Raw genomic sequence first — 13,502 nt, forward strand, 5'->3', positions numbered from 1 at the left:
CGGAGCGGGAAGAACGCGCGGGGCTATAGCTCAGTTGGTAGAGCGCCTGCATGGCATGCAGGAGGTCAGGAGTTCAATTCTCCTTAGCTCCACAGAAGAACGGTCCGTACGAGATTTCGTACGGACCGTTCGCGTTTTTACGCCCAGGTGACGAGCCGCTTGGGCCGCTCCAGGACCGCGGCGATGTCCGCCATGACCTTGGAGCCGGGCTCGCCGTCCACCAGCCGGTGGCCGAAGCTCGGCGCGAGGGTGGTGACCCGGCGGCGAGGATCGCGGCCGCGCCGGGCTTGAGGACGGGTGCAGGCACGGTCGCGCCGGGCACGCCGAGTGTGATCGGCGGCACTTGAGCCCCGCTCGCCATGGCCTGCAACGCCAGTTGGGGGGCCCGCTGGGGCGCATGCGTTTTTCACGCTTCGAACAGGTGGGGATTCACAGCCGGTTGATGATCCGTGCACTGCCCCCGGGGCCCGCTCGCCCCCGATCATGAGGACATCAATGCGACCCAGCTCATGCGGGAGGAGTCCGACATGGACATCAAGATCCTGGGGTCCTTCGAGGCGACGGAGAACGGGGTCGCTCTGCTGCCGACCGCGGGAAAGCCGCGTCAGATCCTCGCCCTGCTGGCCCTTCAGGCCGGCCAGGTCGTCCCCGTGTCCACACTGATGGAGGAGCTGTGGGGCACCAAGCCGCCGCGCAGCGCCCAGACGACGCTGCAGACGTACATCCTGCAGCTGCGCAAGCGCGTGGCGGCCGCGCTGCCCGACAGCGGCCCGCGCAGCGCCAAGGACGTGCTGGCCACTCGGTACGGCGGCTATCTGCTGGACATCACACCCGAGGAGGTGGACGTCTACGCCTTCGAGCGGATGACCGCCGCGGGCCGGCGAGCACTGGATCTCGGAGACCATGAGACCGCGTCACGGCTGCTGAGGTCGGCCCTCGCCGTGTGGCGCGGCCGTGCCCTGGTCGATGTGTACACCGGGATGCGGCTGAGCGTGGAGGTGACCCGGCTGGAGGAGAACCGGCTGGTCGCCGTCGAGTCCCGGATCGAGGCGGATCTGGCCCTGGGCCGGCACCACGCGCTGCTCAGCGAACTCGCGGTGCTCGCCGCCCGGCACCCGATGCACGAGAGCCTGTGCGCCCAGTACATGGTCGCGCTCTACCGCTCCGGTCAGCAGTGGCAGGCCCTCGAGGCCTTCACGGCGCTGCGCGACTGCCTCGTCGAGGAGTTGGGCGTGGAGCCGTCCCCGCGGCTGCGGGAGCTCCAGCACGCGATCCTCGTCTCCGACCCTCAGCTGGACCGGTTCACCTCCCGCGCCGAACTGACAGTCTGACGCCGCGCGGACCCCGGTCTCTCCGTCTGCCGCCTCCCTCCGCAGGACGGGAAGGGGGTAGGGGCGGCGGGGGCGAGAACGCCCGAAGCACCCGCCCCCATGCTCACGCCAGGAGCCAGCGATGCTCTCGTCCCTCAAGGCCTTCAACCTGCTGGTGATGTTCCTGCTGGAACTCGCGGTGTACGCGGCGGTCGCGCTGTGGGGATTCACCGCGAGCGACAAGTGGATGCTCAAACTGCCCCTCGGCGTCGGTGCGCCGGCCACCATGATGGTGGTGTGGGCGATGTTCGGCTCGCCCCGCGCCTCGCACGCGGTGCACGGGAGCGGCCGGGTCGTGCTGGAGGTGCTGTGGTTCGGCGCCGGTGCCGCCGCCCTGGCCGCGGCGGGCAAGCAGGGCTGGGCGGCGACCTTCGTCGTCGTCTACGTCGTCAACGCCGCGCTGCGGCTGCTGTGGAAGCAGTGACGGTCACCACTGGGGCACGTCGAGGAACTCCAGGACGGCGACGGTCCGCAGGAAACCGACTCCGACGCCCCTCCTGACCAGCAGGCGTCCGACAACTTCGCGTCGGCGTCGTCAAGCGCTTCCTGGAGGACCGGGGAGGCGTGCCTCGTCATTTGCTGCATGACCCGGTCGTACGCGCCCTCCTCCTGCAGGGGGTAGTCGGTCTGCAGGGGGTAGTCGGTCTTGCGGGAGCGCGGGTCGACCGGCTTGCCGTCCAGGAACGGGCCGTCGGTCCAGACCGTGACGCCCCGGTGGATGGGCTCGAGGGAGGAGTCGGAGGAGCTGGTGGTGGACCGCTGCCGGGCGAAGCCGCCCCGGTTGGACAGCACCACGGCGCCGGCGCCGTACACCTGCTCGCTGTCGGGCCGTCCAGGCCGTCTTCGATCTCGGCGATCCGCGAGCGCACACGGGTCAGCGCCGGCGCGTCACCCCTTCCAGCAGCCAGAGCCGCACCGCTCGTCCGCCCGGTGGCGTCCCGCGTTCGCCCGCGAAGGCACGGAACTCGCAGTGCTCCAGGGTGAGTTTCAGCAGGGCCAGGTCCTGCGGCGGGGTCAGCGGGTCGTCGGCGGCGTAGCCGACCCGGACGAGTCCGCTCAGCGGATAGAGCGTCTCCGGGCGCAGTGCCAAGCCGCCGAGCACCTTGGGCAGTAGCTCGCGGCGGTCGGCGCCGGTGACCCGTACCAGGGCGTCCAGGGCGTGCGCGGGCAGCGAGAGCAGCAGTTCCGGTTCGTCGAACAACCGGGCCACGGGGGCGCCGACGAGCTGGACGACGCGGATCCTGGTGTCCGCGAGGGCCGCTCCGAGCGCGAGCCGTCCGCCGAGGTCGAACCCGATGACGCTGGTGCGCTCCGTCAGGGCCACGCGCGTGTAGCGGTCAATGAGCCGGGAGAGCGGCAGGCCCGGGCGGCCGGTGTGGCGCAGGACGCCGGACAACCGCGCGGCGACCACGGCATGGCCTCGGCGCACCAGTCGGGTCAGTAGTGGCAGGCACTCCCGTCCTCCGCCGAGCGCCCCCGTGACGACCACGACCAGGGGGCGCGGCCGGCTCTGGTCGAGACCGCCGCTCCACCACACCGGGTCGCCGCGCGTCATCCCGGTCATCAGGCCCTCGCCGTGACGCCGGGAACCGGGCTGCTCATCGGTCACTCCTCTCACGGCGGCACGGGGCACGCGGCGGCCCACGGGGAAACGGCACGAGTCTGTCCGCAAGCGCTAGAAATCCGCTGAAGTCGCCGGGGCGCAGGATCGAGCGGGGTTCGAGCCGGACGTGAGCCGGCGGGGAGACGGTGCTCGGACGGGCCGTGGCCACGGGCGCGGAGACCGAACGGAGGGGGAGAAGTGGGCAGGAGAAGGGGAGAGTGGGTTAGCCGCCGACTGCTGGGCGGGGCACTGGCCGTGTACCGGGCGCTGATCGCGTTCGGGGCGATCTGGGTGACGCTGCCCGACGAGCAGCTGAAGCTGATCCTGCGCAATGACCACGGCGGCTCCGGGAACGTCGCCGGGAAGGCGACCGGCTCCGGCCGCCGCGACTCCGCCGCGCGACGACCGCCCCGACAGCTGGCCACGTGTCCGCCCCCGGGTCACCCCGAGCGGCTGCGCCAGGACATCCCGCTCAGCCCCCTGGAACGCAGACTGCGCCGCGAGCTGAACCGCCGCTGAGCGGGGCGGACGGCGCGCCGCACGCCTGTCGCGGACGGCGCGTGGGCGCCAAGGTGTCGGGCCTCGCGGCCGGTGCAGCAGGGGAGCGCGGCGTCGACCCTCGCGGCTGGTGCCGTACGAAGAGTGCGGCGTCGGACTTCGCGATCGGTGCGGTACGAGACGTGCGGCGTCAGACTCTGTGACCGGTGCGGTACGAAACGTGCGCCGTCAGACTCTGCGACCGGTGCGTACGGAACGTGCGGCGTCAGACCCCGCGGCCGGTGCCGTACGAAGCGCCGTCAGGCTCCGCTACCGGTGCCGTAAATATGGTGCGGCGTCAGACCCCGCGGCCGGTGCCGTACGAAGCGCCGTCAGGCTCCGCTACCGGTGCCGTAAAAATGGCGCAGCGTCAGACTCCGCGGCCGGTGCCGCAGTAGGGGCGTGGCGTCAGATCTCGGCGTCTGCCCCGCGCGGGTATCGTCGTGTCACACCGTCAGCCGTGACGAGGTTTCCCGGGGTGAGTTGCTCTCCGCGGCCTGGGTCGCGTGTAACGGGACCCGGACGACGAGGCGGAAGACGCCCGGTTCGTCGCCCTCGTCGGGACCCACGCGCAGCCCGCCGCACACCGCGGCGACCCGGCAGGCGAGATTGCCGAGCCCGGTGCCGTTGGGCACGGAGCTCGAGGGCACCGCGCTGCCCGCGCCCACGCCGTCGTTGACGATCTGGAGCTGGACGGTGTCGTCCTCGTCGTCCATGGAGGTGGTGATCGAGCACGTCTTGGGCTGGCTGTGGCGCAGTACGTTGGTCACGCCCTCGCGCAGCACCGTCGCCAGGATGGTGTTGGCGGTCGACGACAGACCGGTGACGGACACGTCGATGTGCGCGTCGATGCCCGCGGCCTTGAGCACGGACCGGGCCGACTCCGCCTCCACCAGCAGCGACATGTCCCGGTACCCACGGGCAACTTCGCGTACGTCGGCCAGCGCCTGGCGCGCGATGACGAGCACCTCGGCGACCTCTTCGCGGGCGCGTTGCGGGTTGTTCTCGATCAGCCGCTGGATGAGCTCGTTCTTCAGGGTGATCGACGACAGGCTGTAGCCCAGCAGGTCGTGCAGATCGCGGGCGAACCTCAGCCGCTCCCTGGCCACCGCCATCCGCGCGAGCTCGTCGCGTGACTCATGGATCGCCGTGGCCAGCCGGGAGAGCCGGGCCAGCGCGAACAGGATCAGCCCGGTGAGCGCGGTGGACACGCCCATGTACATGACGTCCACGAAGTTCAGCGACTGCAGCACCGCGACCAGGGCGGCGGCGCCCACGGTGAGACCGAACGTCACCCAGCCGGCGACCGGCGGCAGCAACAGCAGCAGCGAGCCGGCCAGGAAGCCAGCCATGCCGCCCCACTGCCATCCGAAGGCGACGAGCGGGGTGAAGGTCAGCAGCGCCTGGAGCACCAGGCTCCACGGCACCACCCGGCGGCGCAGGTCCGCCGCCCGGGGAGCGGAATGGATGTACTGGAGCGTGACGAGCAGGAGTGGAACGGTCGCGCTGAACAGCAACTCGGGCCCACCGGGCGTCGAGCCGAGGATGTTGACCAGCTGCATGACCAGAAAGCCCAGGAAGACCACGGCCACCAGGACGGAGGCGATGGCTGGGCTGGGCGCCTCGGAACTGACGGCCGCCAGATCGGGCTCGGCGGAAACTGTTCGCTTGGGCGGAACTCTGCGTCTCGGTTCAGCCTTTTGCGACACCGGACCCCCACTCGTCCTGGATTCCCCCGAATCGGCGTCCGAATCATAACGGAGGTGCGCATCATGTGCAGGCTCTCATTGAAGCCGCCCGCATCATGACCGGTTTCTCCGTGAACGCCCTTTAATAAAGGCGCACTTGCATCCGGTATGCGCCGACAGTGAGGAATTCACACGTCAGACGTGAGGTGATCACTGGCTGGTAGCCAGCCATATTTCGTTAACTCATGCCCAGCACCGCAGCGCGTTCAGCGCCACCGATCGCAAGGACAGCCCGGCGCCATCCGCACCATCCGCGCTCCGCGAGGGTGCACTTCGCGCCACCTGCACATCGGTACGTCGGCAAGGCCGCACCGCATTCCGCACGGCACGGCAGCTCACAGCACGTCGTTCATCGCAGTCGTCCATCACATCTGACGCACCTGATGACCGCTGACGGCATCAGACGACATCCAGGGAGTGACCATGAACCAGTCCGCGTTCGCCGGCCAGGAGTTCACCGCGGTGCTCAACACCCCGGAGGACGAGGTCAAGTTCGCCGAGCTGATGGTGCAGGCATTCCTCGACCCGGCCATCGCCGACCGCTACGCGAGTGCCCCCTCGGCCGTCCTCGGCGAGTTCGGCCTCTCCCTCGGGGCGGACGCCGAGGCTCCCGCACTGCCCCAGGCCATGGAACTCGGCGTCGTCCGCGAGGACTTCACGGACCTCGGCCCGGCCGGCGTCTGTCTGCTGACGTTCTGCTGGACCATCGACACGCTGTCCGCGACCGGCGTCGAAGCGGTGGCGGCGGCCCACTGAGCGAACCGGCACACCCAACACGCGATGACAGGGGGACAGAGCATGCGAGTGGGGTTCAAGAGACACGTACGTGCCGAAGTGGTGCCGGGTGAGGGTACGTATGTGGTGTCCGAACGGGGCATCGTCGCCTTCGACGACAACCGGGTCGCGGTGGTCGCGCCGCTGCTGGACGGCACCAGAGACTTCCGGGCCCTGGTCGCCGACGCGGCCCCCCGGTGTTCGCCCATGGACGTGGCGCTGGCGATCGGCCGGCTCAACGAGGCCGATCTGCTCAGCAGCCGTCTCGAGCCGCAGGCCCGCGAGAGCGCGGGATCACCGGGCCCGGCCTGGACCGCCTCCGCGCAGTCGGCCCCGGCGGCCGGCGCGGCCGCGGCTTACTGGGAACTCGCCGGAGTGCCGGGCCCGTTGAGCTCCGCCGTGGTGCGAGTCCGCGCGGTCGGCGGTGCCGACGCGGGGGCCGCCGCACGGGCGTGTGCCGCCTCGGGTCTGACCGTGACCGACAACGCCGACGACGCCTGCCTGACCCTGGTGGTCTGCGACGACTACCTCGACCCCGCGCTGCGCGAGCTGGACGCGCGGCAGCGCGCCGTGGGCCGGCCCTGGCTGCTGGCCAAGCCGCACGGCACCACCCCTTGGGTGGGTCCCGTGTTCCGGCCGGGCGAGTCGGCCTGCTGGCAGTGCCTGGCCCACCGGATGGCCGGGCACCGCGGCGCCGAGGCCCATCTGCGGGCCCGGCTCGGCCGACGGGTGCCGCACCCGCCGGCGGAGACGCCCGCGAGTCTGCTGCTCGGCCACCAGCTGGCGGTCGCCGAGGGCATGAAGTGGCTTGCCGGGCACCGCTATCCGGGCCAGGACGGCGTGCTGACCTTCGAAACCCTCACCTTCGCCAGCCGGTTGCACGCGCTGCGGGCCCGCCCCCAGTGCCCGTCCTGCGGCGATCCCACTCTGGTGGCCCGCCAGTTGAACGGACCGGTGACCCTGCGCCCGCGTGCCAAAGCCGAGCGCACCGGTTCCGGGCATCGCGCCGTCACCGCCGAGCGGACGCTGCGCACGTACGAGCACCTGGTCAGCCCCATCACCGGAGTGGTCAAGGCGGTTCAGCGTGATGTGCGGGGGCCGGCGGAGTTCAACTCCTTCCGGGCGGGGCACAACCACGCGACGGGCGCGCGCGGGCTGACCGGGCCGGCGTCCCGGCTGCGCAGCGAGAGCGGCGGCAAGGGAATGACCGAACTCGACGCACGGGTCAGCGCGTTGTGCGAGTCGCTGGAACGTCACTCCGGCACCCACCAGGGCGACGAACCCACGGTACGGGCCCGTTGGCGTGACGTGGCCGACCGCGCGGTGCACCCCGCCGACTGCCAGCTCTACGATCCGCGCCAGGGCGCCGAGCCCTTCGACGAGGACGCCCTCGTCGACTGGACGCCCGTATGGTCCCTGACCCGCGGGGAGCACCGGCTGCTGCCCACGGCCCTGCTGTACTTCGACGCGCCCCGCACCCCCGGCCTCGGCTGCGTCCAGGCCGACTCCAACGGCAACGCGGGCGGCAGCAGCCCGGAGGACGCCGTCGTCCAGGGCTTCCTGGAGCTGGTGGAGCGCGACGCGGTCGCCCTGTGGTGGTACAACCGCACCCGGCAGCCCGGCGTGGACCTCGACTCCTTCGCCGAGCCCTGGATCGGCCGGATACGCGCGGTGCACGCTTCGCTGGGCCGCGAGGTGTGGGCACTCGACGTCACCTCCGACTTCGGCATCCCCGCGTTCGCCGCGCTGACCCGGCGCACGAACGGGTCCGCCGAGGACATCCTGTTCGGCTTCGGAGCCCACTTCGACCCGTCCGTGGCGCTGTGCCGCGCGCTCGCCGAGATGAACCAGATGATGCCGGCCGTGGTCGGGGCCGGACCCGACGGAACCGGCTACGGCTGCTCGGACGAGCGGCTGCGCCACTGGTGGAGCACCGCCACCGTGGCCGGCCACCCGTATCTGTCGCCGGACCCGGCGACCTCGCCGCGCACCCGCGCCGACTTCGCCTACGCGCCGAGGGCCGACCTCCTGGACGACGTGACGGCCGTCCGCGCGGCCGTCGAGGAGCGTGGCATGGAACTCCTCGTCCTCGACCAGACCCGGCCAGACATCGGCCTGCCGGTGGTCAAGGCGATCGTGCCCGGGATGCGGCACTTCTGGGCCCGCTTCGCCCCCGGCCGCCTTTTCGACGTACCCGTGGCACTGGGCCGTATCCCCGAGCCGACACCGTACGAGCAGCTCAATCCGGTGTCGATGTTCCTCTGATTCCCTCTCGGTGCTCAAACACTGGAAATTTCACGGAACTGGGCTCGGCCCGATCCCTCCTGACATCAAAATCGCCAAGTACTGTGGTTTCTGGCCAACACCGTGCTGGGGGTACGGGGTGGCCGGAGGGGGTGAACACGCGCTCGTGATCAGGATTCTGATTGCGGAAGACATGCGCATGCTGCGCCGTGCGCTGGTCGAGCTGATCTCCATGCAGCCCGACATCGAGGTGGTGGCCGAGATCGAGTCGGGCGGGGACATCGTGGACACGACGGTGGCCCTCCGGCCGGACGTGGCCGTCCTGGACATCGAACTGCCCGTCCTGGACGGTCTTTCGGCCGCGCAGGAGCTGGACCGGCGGGCCCTCGACACCCGGGTGCTGATCCTCACCAGCCTGGGCCGGCCGAACCATCTGCGCCGGGCCCTGAACGCCAATGTCCGCGGTTTCATGCTCAAGGACGCGGGTCCGGACCGGCTGGCCGACGCCATCCGCGCCATCGCCGCGGGCGAACGGGTCTTCGACCCCCAGCTGGCACTCGCCGCGCTGGACCACGTCGAGTCACCGCTGACGCCCCGCGAGGTGGACGTCCTGCGGCTGGCCGCGTCCGGCGACGACGTGGGCGAGATCGCGGGCACGCTGCATCTGTCCGTGGGCACCGTCCGCAACTACCTCACCACGGTGGTCTACAAGCTGGGTGCCCGAAACCGGGTGGACGCGATCCGCATCGCCCAGTCGTCGGGCTGGCTGTGACGCCCCGCCCCGGTGGGCCCTGAACCGCCCACCGGACAGGGGGCGTTCACGTCCGGCCGCTTCACGTCCGGCCGCTTCATGTTCCGGCCGTGAATTCCTCCCGGCCGTGAATTTCTCACGGCCGGGACATGGTCGATTCACCGGTGATCGGTTTTCGGCTCACTGTTCCGGCGGGGGCACCGCGTGCGACGGTCGACACGTTCGGGGACCACGGGTCCGCGGTGCACTGACCGTTCAGGGAGGAACAGCCATGAAGATCGCCCTGCTGGGCCCCTTCTCCGCGGCCATCGACGGTGTCCCCATCGCGCCCAGCGCGGGCAAGCCGCGCCAGATCCTCGCCCTCCTGGCCGTACAAGCCGGGCAGGTCGTGCCCGTGTCCTCCGTCATCGAGGAGGTCTGGGGGGACGCCGCGTCGCCGAAGGCCCGCATCACCGTACAGACATACGTCCTGCAACTGCGCACGTTCATCGGCCAGGCCCTGGGCGACGTGGCCGCGGCCCGCGAGGTGCTGGTCACCCGGCTCGGCGGTTACGCGCTGCTGGCCGGACCCGACGCCGTCGACGTGCATGTGTACGACCGTCTGTGCGCCGAGGCGCAGACGGCCGTCGAGCGGGGCGACGACGCCCGTGCGGCACGGCTGTTCCGTGCGGCGCTGGACCAGTGGAGCGGCGAGGCGTTCAGCGGCGTGCGTGCCGGGGCCGTGCTCGGTCTGGAGGCGATGCGCCTGGGGCAGAGCCGGGCGGGCGTCCTGGAGCGCTGCATCGCCACGGAGCTGCGGCTGGGCGCCCACGAGCGGCTGCTGTCGGAGCTCGCCGACCTCACCACTCGCCGCCCGCACGACGAGGCGCTGCACGCGCTGTTCATGACGGCACTGGAGCGCTCCGGTCGGCCGATGGGCGCGCTGGCCGTCTACGAGACCGTCCGCGCCCGCCTCGACGAGCAGTTCGGCCTCCTCCCGTCCCCCGGCCTGCGCCGCCTGGAGCGCGAGGTGCGCGACCGCGCGGCGACCGCGGCCCGCGCGTGATCCGTCGCACGGCGGCTGGTACGTGTGGTTGGTGTTGCGGGGGTTGGGGGGGCGCGGTTGGTGCTGCTTCCGCGTTGCGGCGGTCGGGGGGTGCGGTTCGTGCTGCTTCCGCGTTGCGGCGGTCGGGGGATGTGGTTCGTGCTGCATCCGCGTTGCGGGGGTCGGCGGGCGCGGCTCGCGACCCATCCGTGCCGCGGGGCCGGGGCGCGCGGCACGCGCGTGATCCGCGCGTCGCGTGCGTGATCCGCGCCGCGGGGACCGGCGGGTGTGGCTCGCCCGGAGCCCGCTCTCCAGCGTCCCCCTAATCCGCCTCCACCGGCCGGCGTTGTGCTGGTCGGTGAGGGCGTGCGCGGCGGGAGCGCACGGGCCCCGGACGCGAGGGGGAATCATGCGTGTGCTGTTCGCCGCGCGGCGCTCCCTGCCGCATCTGTACGCCATGGCGCCGACAGCGCTGGCGTGTGTCGCCGCCGGGCACGAGGTCCGGATCGCCGCTCCGCTCCGGGCGGGCGGCCCCCGCTGTACGGCGGACTGGGCACCGCGGTGCCGGAACCGGGCTGGCACCCGCACCGTGTGGTGCGCGCCGAACCCGGCGACGACCCCGGCGGCTGGACGGACGGGCGCGTCGTGCGCTGGTCGCCCCTGGGACAACGAACCACCGCGCCCGGCCCGCAGGAGTCGGCCGCTGCCGACGGACTGTGCGTCGACCCGTGCCCCCGGGCCTGCGGACGGACGCGGAGGCCGGAGCGCTGTCGGTACGCCACGAAGTCGTCACCGAGGTCCGGATGCCGCGCTGGCTGGAGCGGCCGCCCGGACAACTGCGGGTGTGTCCGCGGCCCGGCATGGCCGGCACCTCCGACGCCTGGTCCGTGCACCGGGTGCGCCAGGTGACCCGCGCGGTGTTCGGACTCGACGCCGAGCTGATCGCGGTGGTGGCCCAGCCCCAGCGGTACGCCTACCGCGAGGCCTTCGGACGTCAGGTCAGTTTCGCCGGGCCGCAGTTGCTCGGCCCGGTGCCGGCCACCTGCATGGGAGTCGTCCACGAGGGCGGACCGGATGTCACGCTGACCGCCGCCGCCCACGGGGCCCCCAACTGGTGCTCGCCGACACCCGGCCGTCCGGCGACCGGCTGCGCCGCATCGGCGCGGGACACCGTCTCGTGCTGGCCGAAGCACAGGACGCGTCGGACATGACCCACGCGCTGCGCCTGCGGCGGCGGCTGGCCGAACTGCTCTACGGCGGCCGGGCCGTGGCCGCGGCGCAGCGGCTCAGGTCGCAGATCGCGGCGCTGCCGTCGCCGGACGCGCTGGTCCAGCCGCTGGAGGAGATCGCCGCGGGCACCCGGCGGGCCTGCCCGTCGTACCCGCAGGACTATCCACAGGAAGGTGAAGGGGGCGTATGAGCGTGTACGAGGTGGACAGGCCGGCGACGGCACCCGGGTCGGTGAGCGCGCCGGGAAGACCGGTGAACGCACCAGACAGGTCGGTGAGCGCGCCCGACGGACCGGTGCCGGGGAAGCAGGCCGCGGGGAGCGGCGACCGTGCCGCCGGCATGCGGGAGCTGACCGCCGAGCTGGCCGCGCTGCGGGCGCTCGCCACCGCCGGGCCCGGAGAGAGCGCGACCCAGGCGCAGCACCGGCGCGGCAAACTCACCGTCCGGGAACGGCTGGAACTCCTCTTCGACGCGGGCACGTTCACCGAGATCGAGACGCTGCGCAGGCACCGGGCGACCGGGTTCGGCCTCGAAGACCGGCGGCCGTACACGGACGGCGTGGTGACCGGCTGGGGCACCGTGCACGGGCGGAAGGTCTTCGCGTACGCCCATGACTTCAGGATCTTCGGCGGTGCGCTCGGTGAGGCGCACGCCACGAAGATCCACAAGGTGATGGACCTGGCGGAGGCGGCGGGCGCGCCCCTCGTCAGCCTCAACGACGGGGCGGGCGCCCGCATCCAGGAGGGCATCGCTGCGCTCGCCGGCTACGGCGGGATCTTCCAACGCAACGTCCGCTCCTCCGGTGTGGTCCCGCAGATCAGCGTCATGCTCGGACCGTGCGCCGGCGGGGCCGCCTACTCGCCCGCGCTCACCGACTTCGTGTTCATGGTGCGCTCCACCGCGCAGATGTTCGTCACCGGCCCGGACGTGGTGCGGGCGGTCACCGGCGAGCAGGTGAGCCACGAGGAACTGGGCGGCGCCGAGGTCCACGGGGCCCGCACCGGCGTCGCCGGGTTCGTCCACGACGACGAGGAGACGTGCCTGGCCGAGGTGCGCTACCTCCTGTCCCTGCTGCCGTCCAACAACCGCGAACTGCCGCCGGAACTGGACACCGACGACCCGGCGGACCGGCGCTGCGAGGCACTGCTCGACCTGGTCCCCGCCGAGCCGCGGCACAGTTACGACATCCGCGTGGTCATCGGCGAGATCGTCGACGATGGCGACTTCACGGAGGTGCACGAGCTGTGGGCGCCGAACGTGGTGTGCGCCCTCGCCCGGCTCGGCGGCCGGAGCGTGGGCATCGTCGGCAACCAGCCGTCGGTGTTCGCGGGGGTGCTCGACATCGAGGCATCCCAGAAGGCGGCGCGGTTCGTGCAGTTCTGCGACGCGTTCAACATTCCCCTCGTCACCCTCGTCGACGTGCCCGGCTTCCTTCCGGGTGTCGACCAGGAGCGCGGCGGGATCATCCGGCACGGCGCGAAGCTGCTGTACGCGTACTGCAACGCCACCGTGCCGCGGGTGCAGGTGATTCTGCGCAAGGCGTACGGCGGCGCGTACATCGTGATGGACTCGCGCTCCATCGGCTGCGACCTGTCGTACGCCTGGCCCAGCAACGAGATCGCCGTCATGGGCGCCGAGGGCGCCGCCAACGTGGTCTTCCGCAAGCAGATCGCCGCCGCCTCCGACCCGGAGGCGACGCGGGCGCGGCTCGTCGAGGAGTACCGCTCGGAACTGATGCACCCCTACTACGCGGCCGAACGCGGCCTCGTGGACGACGTCATCGACCCCGCCGACACCCGCTCGGTGCTGATCGGCGCGCTGACCATGCTGCGCGCCAAGCACCAGGGCGGTCCGGCCCGGAAGCATGGGAACCAGCCGCAATGACCTCTCCGAAGCGCCTTTCGCCCTTCCCCGTCTCTCCCTCCGCCGCGGACTCGGGCGCGTCGGGCCCCGCGCGGCCGCCGAACCCCGTCCTGATCATCAGGGGTGACCCGACCCCGGACGAGATCGCCGCCGTCACGGCCGTGATCCTCGCGGTGCTGCCCCGCCGAGGCCCCGGCCCGGCGCGGTCCGTCGGGGAGCGGGCCGACCGGCCGAGCAGAGCGCGCTGGTCCCGCAGCGACGGCGCGGCGGACGCGGGGTCTTGGCGGTCGGCGGGGTAGCGGGCGAGGAAAGGCCGCGCCGATCCGCGCGAAGTGCCGCCCGTACGCCGTGTCCCGTC

Annotated in this window: 14 protein-coding genes, 1 tRNA gene and 1 pseudogene; 12 read left to right on the plus strand and 4 right to left on the minus strand. The window is 71.9% G+C overall.

Annotated elements, in window-relative coordinates:
• Positions 1-19: 19 nt before the first annotated feature.
• Positions 20-92: transfer RNA gene (locus AB0D27_RS16475), tRNA-Ala, on the plus strand.
• Positions 93-137: 45 nt separating this feature from the next.
• Here AB0D27_RS16475 and AB0D27_RS16480 read toward each other — a convergent pair.
• Positions 138-263: pseudogene (locus AB0D27_RS16480) on the minus strand (2-oxo acid dehydrogenase subunit E2); the annotation flags it as partial.
• Between the two features lie 264 nt (positions 264-527).
• Here AB0D27_RS16480 and AB0D27_RS16485 point away from each other — a divergent pair.
• Positions 528-1,331 carry an AfsR/SARP family transcriptional regulator gene (locus AB0D27_RS16485; RefSeq protein WP_362508260.1) on the plus strand — a complete coding sequence of 268 codons (804 nt, stop codon included), beginning with the start codon at positions 528-530 and terminating at the stop codon, positions 1,329-1,331.
• 121 nt (positions 1,332-1,452) lie between these two features.
• The gene (locus tag AB0D27_RS16490) at positions 1,453-1,794 is read left to right on the plus strand and encodes a YrdB family protein (protein ID WP_362508263.1); all 342 of its coding nucleotides are present in this window, start codon (positions 1,453-1,455) and stop codon (positions 1,792-1,794) included.
• On the opposite strand, the gene AB0D27_RS16495 is transcribed toward AB0D27_RS16490, so the two are convergent.
• Both AB0D27_RS16495 and AB0D27_RS16500 read right to left on the minus strand, forming a co-directional pair.
• Complete coding sequence (locus AB0D27_RS16495) at positions 1,752-2,183, minus strand: hypothetical protein (protein WP_362508266.1); 432 nt, start codon at positions 2,181-2,183, stop codon at positions 1,752-1,754. The genes AB0D27_RS16490 and AB0D27_RS16495 overlap by 43 nt on opposite strands.
• Before the next feature lie 61 nt (positions 2,184-2,244).
• Positions 2,245-2,979 (minus strand): hypothetical protein, encoded by a 735-nt coding sequence (locus AB0D27_RS16500; protein ID WP_362508269.1) that lies wholly within the window; start codon positions 2,977-2,979, stop codon positions 2,245-2,247.
• Positions 2,980-3,171: 192 nt separating this feature from the next.
• Between AB0D27_RS16500 and AB0D27_RS16505 the strand changes: the two genes are divergently transcribed.
• Positions 3,172-3,492: a DUF6059 family protein gene (locus AB0D27_RS16505; RefSeq protein ID WP_362508272.1), complete on the plus strand. Its 321-nt coding sequence runs from the start codon at positions 3,172-3,174 to the stop codon at positions 3,490-3,492.
• A gap of 464 nt (positions 3,493-3,956) precedes the next feature.
• On the opposite strand, the gene AB0D27_RS16510 is transcribed toward AB0D27_RS16505, so the two are convergent.
• The gene (locus tag AB0D27_RS16510) at positions 3,957-5,102 is read right to left on the minus strand and encodes a histidine kinase (protein ID WP_362508275.1); all 1,146 of its coding nucleotides are present in this window, start codon (positions 5,100-5,102) and stop codon (positions 3,957-3,959) included.
• 579 nt (positions 5,103-5,681) lie between these two features.
• Between AB0D27_RS16510 and AB0D27_RS16515 the strand changes: the two genes are divergently transcribed.
• From AB0D27_RS16515 to AB0D27_RS16550, 8 genes are all read left to right on the plus strand, one after another.
• Entirely contained in the window at positions 5,682-6,014 is a 333-nt protein-coding gene (locus AB0D27_RS16515) for a hypothetical protein (RefSeq protein ID WP_362508278.1), read from the plus strand.
• A gap of 102 nt (positions 6,015-6,116) precedes the next feature.
• Positions 6,117-8,297: a TOMM precursor leader peptide-binding protein gene (locus AB0D27_RS16520; RefSeq protein WP_362508281.1), complete on the plus strand. Its 2,181-nt coding sequence runs from the start codon at positions 6,117-6,119 to the stop codon at positions 8,295-8,297.
• A 145-nt stretch (positions 8,298-8,442) separates the two neighbouring features.
• Complete coding sequence (locus AB0D27_RS16525; protein WP_362508283.1) at positions 8,443-9,048, plus strand: response regulator transcription factor; 606 nt, start codon at positions 8,443-8,445, stop codon at positions 9,046-9,048.
• Between the two features lie 250 nt (positions 9,049-9,298).
• Complete coding sequence (locus AB0D27_RS16530) at positions 9,299-10,072, plus strand: AfsR/SARP family transcriptional regulator (RefSeq protein WP_362508285.1); 774 nt, start codon at positions 9,299-9,301, stop codon at positions 10,070-10,072.
• Between the two features lie 707 nt (positions 10,073-10,779).
• Positions 10,780-11,262 carry a hypothetical protein gene (locus AB0D27_RS16535; RefSeq protein ID WP_362508287.1) on the plus strand — a complete coding sequence of 161 codons (483 nt, stop codon included), beginning with the start codon at positions 10,780-10,782 and terminating at the stop codon, positions 11,260-11,262.
• Positions 11,259-11,471: a hypothetical protein gene (locus AB0D27_RS16540; protein WP_362508289.1), complete on the plus strand. Its 213-nt coding sequence runs from the start codon at positions 11,259-11,261 to the stop codon at positions 11,469-11,471. Before AB0D27_RS16535 ends, AB0D27_RS16540 begins: the two co-directional genes overlap by 4 nt.
• A gap of 149 nt (positions 11,472-11,620) precedes the next feature.
• Positions 11,621-13,165 carry an acyl-CoA carboxylase subunit beta gene (locus AB0D27_RS16545; protein WP_362508459.1) on the plus strand — a complete coding sequence of 515 codons (1,545 nt, stop codon included), beginning with the start codon at positions 11,621-11,623 and terminating at the stop codon, positions 13,163-13,165.
• Positions 13,162-13,443 carry an acyl-CoA carboxylase epsilon subunit gene (locus AB0D27_RS16550; RefSeq protein WP_362508291.1) on the plus strand — a complete coding sequence of 94 codons (282 nt, stop codon included), beginning with the start codon at positions 13,162-13,164 and terminating at the stop codon, positions 13,441-13,443. Before AB0D27_RS16545 ends, AB0D27_RS16550 begins: the two co-directional genes overlap by 4 nt.
• Positions 13,444-13,502 lie beyond the last annotated feature (59 nt).

The sequence above is a fragment of the Streptomyces sp. NPDC048415 genome (assembly GCF_040651675.1).
In the GTDB taxonomy this organism is placed as follows: domain Bacteria; phylum Actinomycetota; class Actinomycetes; order Streptomycetales; family Streptomycetaceae; genus Streptomyces.

Bases quoted from the DNA above. Each gene is read 5' to 3' on its own strand.
- AB0D27_RS16485 (WP_362508260.1), top strand. From the start codon at position 528: ATGGACATCAAGATCCTGGGGTCCTTCGAGGCGACGGAGAACGGGGTC.
- AB0D27_RS16490 (WP_362508263.1), top strand. From the start codon at position 1,453: ATGCTCTCGTCCCTCAAGGCCTTCAACCTGCTGGTGATGTTCCTGCTG.
- AB0D27_RS16515 (WP_362508278.1), top strand. From the start codon at position 5,682: ATGAACCAGTCCGCGTTCGCCGGCCAGGAGTTCACCGCGGTGCTCAAC.
- AB0D27_RS16530 (WP_362508285.1), top strand. From the start codon at position 9,299: ATGAAGATCGCCCTGCTGGGCCCCTTCTCCGCGGCCATCGACGGTGTC.
- AB0D27_RS16540 (WP_362508289.1), top strand. From the start codon at position 11,259: ATGACCCACGCGCTGCGCCTGCGGCGGCGGCTGGCCGAACTGCTCTAC.
- AB0D27_RS16545 (WP_362508459.1), top strand. From the start codon at position 11,621: ATGCGGGAGCTGACCGCCGAGCTGGCCGCGCTGCGGGCGCTCGCCACC.
- AB0D27_RS16550 (WP_362508291.1), top strand. From the start codon at position 13,162: ATGACCTCTCCGAAGCGCCTTTCGCCCTTCCCCGTCTCTCCCTCCGCC.